Annotated in this window: 3 protein-coding genes; 2 read left to right on the top strand and 1 reads right to left on the bottom strand. The window is 65.1% G+C overall.

The window, feature by feature from the left end; genetic code table 11:
* Window positions 1-92 precede the first annotated feature (92 nt).
* Complete coding sequence (locus ACK6C6_RS24480) at window positions 93-542, bottom strand: MarR family transcriptional regulator (protein WP_209589991.1); 450 nt, start codon at window positions 540-542, stop codon at window positions 93-95.
* A 182-nt stretch (window positions 543-724) separates the two neighbouring features.
* Here ACK6C6_RS24480 and ACK6C6_RS24475 point away from each other — a divergent pair, with 182 nt between their 5' ends.
* Both ACK6C6_RS24475 and ACK6C6_RS24470 read left to right on the top strand, forming a co-directional pair.
* Complete coding sequence (locus ACK6C6_RS24475; protein WP_409269784.1) at window positions 725-2,368, top strand: DUF418 domain-containing protein; 1,644 nt, start codon at window positions 725-727, stop codon at window positions 2,366-2,368.
* On the top strand, window positions 2,365-4,725 hold the full coding sequence (locus ACK6C6_RS24470) for a penicillin acylase family protein (RefSeq protein WP_409269783.1): 2,361 nt from the start codon (window positions 2,365-2,367) through the stop codon (window positions 4,723-4,725). Before ACK6C6_RS24475 ends, ACK6C6_RS24470 begins: the two co-directional genes overlap by 4 nt.
* The last annotated feature ends 203 nt before the right edge of the window (window positions 4,726-4,928 follow it).

Below are 4,928 nucleotides of genomic sequence, written 5' to 3'. Positions count from 1 at the left end.
CCAGATGATTCTGGTGGGGTTTTTTGCATTTAGATCCGCATTGCGAATCTTCACTCTCCTCCAAACGAAAAGCGGGGCCGAGCCCCGCCGATTCACGCCCCGGCGCTATCGTTCAGGTTCTTGCGCAGGTCGACCAGCTGGTCACGCAGGTGGGTGATCTCGTCCACCGAGCATTTGGTGGCGCACAGGATTTCCGGCATCAGCGCGGCCGCATCCTTGCGCAAGGACTGCCCCTGTTCGGTAAGGCTGACGATCACCTGCCGCTCGTCAGCGCGGGCGCGCGCCCGCTGCACCAGGCCCTGCGCTTCCATCCGCTTCAGCAGCGGCGTCAGCGTGGCGGAATCCAGGAAAAGGCGCTCGCCGATATCCGACACGGTCAGCTCGTCCTGCTCCCATAACACCATCATCACCAGGTATTGTGGATAAGTCAGACCGAGTTTCGGCAGCAGTCCGCGGTACACACGCATCATGGCCAAGGAGGTCGAGTAGAGTGCAAAGCAGAGCTGGTCGCCCAGCACGGGCGTAGGAGGAGTCGTTTTCATCAAACCAATATAGATCGCACACAAGCTAATTGCAAGCGAGGTGACCAGCAGGGGTCATGCAATATTAATAATGGGTGCTAAAAACGCGTTCTGTCCTATATTTACTTCGTTTCGTCGCATGAGGCCTTTTGGCGGAGACCCTCTGGAATACGATCAGCGGATCAAACCAGAAGGAGATGAGCATGGATAGACCAGCTGTGCCGGCGGCGCTGACGCCGGTTGCGAACGACGAACGCATCCAGTCGCTCGACGTCGTGCGCGGCTTTGCCCTCATCGGCATCCTCCTGATGAACGTCGAGTTCTTCAACCGCGCCACTGCCTCCCTCGGCTCCGGCATGCAGGGCGGCCTCACCGGCGCGAATTTCTGGGTCAGCTACTTCGTCCAGTACTTCGTCACCGGTAAATTCTGGACCATCTTCTCCCTCCTGTTCGGCATGGGCTTCGCCGTCATGCTGACCAGGGCGGAGCGCGCCGGACGCAGCTTCCTCGTCCCTTACATGCGCCGCATCGCCGCACTGGCCGTCTTCGGCGCCTTGCACCACATCTTCCTGTTCGCAGGCGACATCCTGTTCAGCTATGCCGTCGCGGCGACGGCCCTCTTGATCGTGCTGTATGGGCGCGCCAAGTGGATCCTGCTCGCGATCCTCCTGTGCGCCGGAGGCGGCTTCATCCCCGGCATGGACTGGCTGTTCGGCATTGCCGGCGGCCTGGCCTTCTTCGGCGTCGTCGCATGGTGGCTGCGCGGCGAACAGCGCATGAAACGCCTCGGCAATGCGCCGGTCATCGCCTTCATCATGATGCTGGTCGGCGTGCTTGCAACGATCGGCGGCGCCGTGACCTGGTTCTTGCCCGCCACGCCGCCGCAGGCGCGCTTCGGCCTGCCGATGCTCGGCATTGCCTTGATCACGCTGGGTACCCTCACCACGCGCTACCACGCCGACAAGCCGGCCCGCCCGTGGCGCATCGGTGTCGGCATCTACTGCTTTTCCTTCCTCATGATGACCGGCGCCGGCGCATCGATGTACTTCTTCCCGGAGAAGCCGCCCGTTGTCGCCACCAAGGAGCAAGCCAAGAAGCAGAAGGAGCAGGAGGCCGAACGGGCCAAGAACCTGAAGGAGCGCGAAGAACGCATCAAGCGCGAGACCACGGTGCTCACCAAAGGGAGCTTCGGCGACGCCGTGAACATGCGGGCCAAGCAATTCGTCGAAGACGCGCCGGGCCAGGTCGGCTTCGCGACCGTCCTGATCGCGATGTTCCTGATCGGTACCTGGTTTGTCCGCTCGGGCATCATGGAAAAGGCGCAGGCTAATTTACCGCTGTTCCGCAAGCTGGCCATGTTCGGCCTGCCGATCGGCATCGGCATGGGCGTGCTGGGATCCGCCATCGCCATGCATGCGGTGCCCGGATCACGCGGCGCCGACGGCTTCCAGCTGGCATCCGGCCTGCAAATGCTGGGCAACCTGCCGGCCTCGATCGGCTATGTCAGCCTGGTGATCCTGATGCTCTATAGCGCTTCGCCCTTGAACAAGGTGAGCGTGCTGGCCCCATTCGGCCGCATGGCCCTGACGAACTACCTGACGCAGTCGCTGGTCGCGTCGACCTTCTTCTTCGGCTACGGCTTCGGCAACTGGGGCATCTCGCGCCTCGACCAGATGCTGTTCGTGGCCGTGCTGGCGGCGGCGCAGATCGCGTTCAGCCATGTGTGGCTGTCGCGCTTCCGTTACGGCCCGATGGAATGGCTGTGGCGTGCAGTCACCTACTGGCAGATCCCGCCCATGCGCATCAAGACCCCGGCGGCCGTGCCCGCGGTGGCGACGCCGGCGTGAAGGGGTTGGTTCGACTCGGCGCGGCGCTGCTGGTGGGCGCCGCGCTTCCTGTCTGCGCGCAGCCGGTGAAGCTCGCCGGCCTGGGCCAGCCGGCGCGGATCCTGGTGGATCGCTGGGGCGTGCCGCACATCTACGCGGCCAGCCAGGACGACGCCTTCTTCGTCCAGGGCTTCAACGCCGCCCGCGACCGCCTGTTCCAGATCGACTTGTGGCGCCGCCGCGGGCTGGGCGAGCTGGCCTCGGTCTTCGGTCCCTCCTACGTGGAGCAGGACCGGGCCGCGCGCCTGTTCCTGTACCGCGGCAGCATGGCGCCGGAATGGGCCGCCTACGGCAAGGATGCGCAAAGGACCAGTGCCCGTTTCGTCGCCGGCATCAATGCCTACATCGACTATATCGGGCGCAGGCCGGAGCTGCTGCCTTTCGAGTTCCGCCAGCTCGGCTACAAGCCGGCGAAGTGGCGGCCGGAAGACATGGTGCGCATCCGCAGCCACGGGCTGACACGCAACCTGACCCAGGAAGTCGCCCGCGCGCGCGTGGTGTGCAGCGCGGGCCTGGCAGCCGATGCCGTGCGCGCCCAGCTGTCGCCGGCATGGACCACGCGGGTGCCCGAAGGGCTCGACCCCTGCCTGCCCGACGACGCGCTCGACGTCTTCACGCGCGCGACCGAGAACGTGCGCTTCGAACGGCGCAAGCTGCAGGTATCGCGCATGAGCGTCCCGAACGAGGAGACGCTCGAGGGCAGCAACAACTGGGTGGTCGCGCCCTCGCGCACCACGACCGGCCGGCCGATCCTGGCAAACGATCCGCACCGCGCCTACGGCGCGCCGTCGCTGCGCTACATCGTGCACCTGAGCGCTCCCGGGCTCGACGTCATCGGGGCAGGGGAGCCAGCGCTGCCCGGCGTGTCGATCGGCCATAACGGCAAGGTCGCATTCGGGCTGACCATCTTCAGCATCGACCAGGAAGACCTGTACGTCTACGAAGTCAATCCAGCGAACCCGCAGCAGTACCGCTACCAGAGCCGCTGGGAAAACTTCCGCGTGGTGCGCGAAAAAGTGCCGGTGCGCGGCGGTCCCGCACGCACGGTCGAGCTGCGTTTCACTCGCCACGGTCCCGTGATCCACCAGGATGCCCGCGAGCGCCGCGCGCTGGCGGTCCGCACCGCGTGGACGGTGCCCGGCATGGCTCCCTACTTCGGCAGCATCGACTACATGAAGGCCCAGGACTTCACCCAGTTCCGCCGCGCGATGGAGCGCTGGGGTGCGCCGACCGAAAACCAGGTGTACGCCGATACGGCCGGGAACATCGGCTGGGTTGCCGGTGGCCTGGCGCCCGTGCGTCCGAACTGGGACGGCTTGATGCCGGTGCCGGGTGACGGCCGCTATGAGTGGCAGGGTTTCCTCGACGGCGCCAAGCTTCCCTATGTCCTCAATCCGAAGCAGGGCTGGTTCGCCTCGGCCAACGAAATGAACCTGCCGGCCGGATTCCCCTACAGGGAGCACAAGCTCGGCTTCGAATGGCCGGACAATGCGCGCGCGCGGCGGATCGCGGAGGTCCTGTCGAAGACGCCCAAGGCGAGCATGGAGGACATGGAGCGCCTGCAGAGCGACGTGGTGTCGCTGAACGCGCGCCGCCTGGTGGCCCTGCTCAAGCCGCTGTCCTCGCCGGACCAGAAGACCCAGGCGGCCTTGCGCCTGCTGTCCGCCTGGGATGGCGAGGAGAAGGCCACGTCCGCGGCTGCGGCCCTGTACGAGGTATGGTGGTCGCGTCACCTCGGTCATGCGTTCAAGGAGGCGGTCCTGGCGCCGGCAGCGGCGCAGAGCTTCGATGCGCCGCATGCGAGCGTGCTGCTCGAGTCGCTGGAAAACCCGACGCAGCGCTTTGGCGCGGATGCGGTCCGCAAGCGTGACGAGGTGCTGCTTGCCAGTCTCGCGCGAGCGTGGGCGGAAGTGGAGGGCCTGCTGGGGCCGGATCCGGCGCGCTGGCAATGGGGCAGGCTGCACTTCAGCTATTTCGTGCATCCGATGACGCCGATCCTCGACCAGGCTGCCCGGGCGCAGGTGAACGTCGGGCCCTTGCCGCGTGGCGGCGGCGCCTACACGGTCAACGTGTCGAGCTACCACCCCTACAGTTTCTGGCAGGCGCACGGACCGTCGTTCCGCATGGTGCTCGACGTCGGCAACTGGGACAACTCACGGGCGATCAACACGCCTGGCCAGTCGGGCGACCCGGCTAGTGCGCACTACCGCGATCTCGCGCAACCCTGGGCAGAGGGCAGGTACTTCCCGCTGCTGTACACGCGCGAGGCGGTGGAGAAGGCGGCCAGACAGGTCATCGACCTGCTGCCGGGGCGCTGACGAAAGGGGCTTGCAAGCCGGCGCGCGCTTTGTTATAGTTCGCGTCCGCTTCGTTTCGAGCAAAAAAACGTTAACGTAATCAAGTGGTTACGATGACAAGCTCAAGAGAAATTCTAAAAACGAAGCGAACGAGGGGTTGACGAGTTAAGCGAAACACTGCATAATCTCACTTCTCTGCTGCTGACGAACACAACGCTTCGTAA

The sequence above is a fragment of the Massilia sp. BHUDP2 genome (assembly GCF_046236355.1).
Taxonomy (GTDB): Bacteria; Pseudomonadota; Gammaproteobacteria; order Burkholderiales; family Burkholderiaceae_D; genus Telluria; species Telluria varians.
The sequence above is the reverse complement of the archived record's forward strand: the minus strand, read 5'-3'. Positions and strand labels throughout refer to the sequence as shown.